The sequence below is a fragment of the Bartonella queenslandensis AUST/NH15 genome (genome assembly GCF_000312585.1).
In the GTDB taxonomy this organism is placed as follows: Bacteria; Pseudomonadota; Alphaproteobacteria; order Rhizobiales; family Rhizobiaceae; genus Bartonella; species Bartonella queenslandensis_A.
Map to the genome: position 1 here is coordinate 1 of NZ_HE998004.1, position 645 is coordinate 645.

Consider the following 645-nt stretch of genomic DNA (forward strand, 5'->3'; position numbering starts at 1 on the left):
CACCGTCTATAGATATCTCTTGCTGTAAAAACATCGGGTAAACAATCACAACGCTCTACAATCAATTTTGCCCCCTCTGTTGCTAAGCTATCCGCAGCCGTATAGAGCCTTTTGACATGACTTAACAAATATTTTTCCCATCGCAAGGCGGTTTCAAGGGCATCTCTATTGACTTCAAAACGCCCACCCTCAACCAGTTCAAAAATCAACGCAAGGGTTGGTATGGTTCTATTCATTTTCAAAAGATGTGCTTTTAAACTTGCAGAGAAATGACCACTCTTTATTCTTTTCTGAAAATCTTCCCACCATTCACGAAACATCTCTTGGGCTTCAGCAGAAAAGCGTATGGTAATAGGATGCTTTGGTGAGCCTAATGGTTTATCATAAAGAGAACGAAAAATCCCTTGATAGCTTTCCCATGCCTTTTGATTGAGAGGTTTATCGACCCATAACCGCTCTTGTCGTTCATCGGGAAAGATCAGCATTTGAAACCGTTGCATGAAACCATCATCGTTTATTCCACGGTGCATGGCTTGAATAATGGGAATAATACGTGCAGGTTGAATACCCCCTATGATAGAGACGGTTGCATTGGGAATAAAAATGGTTCCACGCCCTATACGGTCATAGGTGTATGACTTATTG

The 645-nt window shown here is 41.6% G+C and carries 1 protein-coding gene; it reads right to left on the bottom strand.

Features of this window, described 5'->3' with window-relative positions; translation table 11 throughout:
* Positions 1–645 (bottom strand): DUF3987 domain-containing protein (locus BN338_RS06300; protein ID WP_039760159.1); only part of this gene is annotated, 645 nt, incomplete at both ends.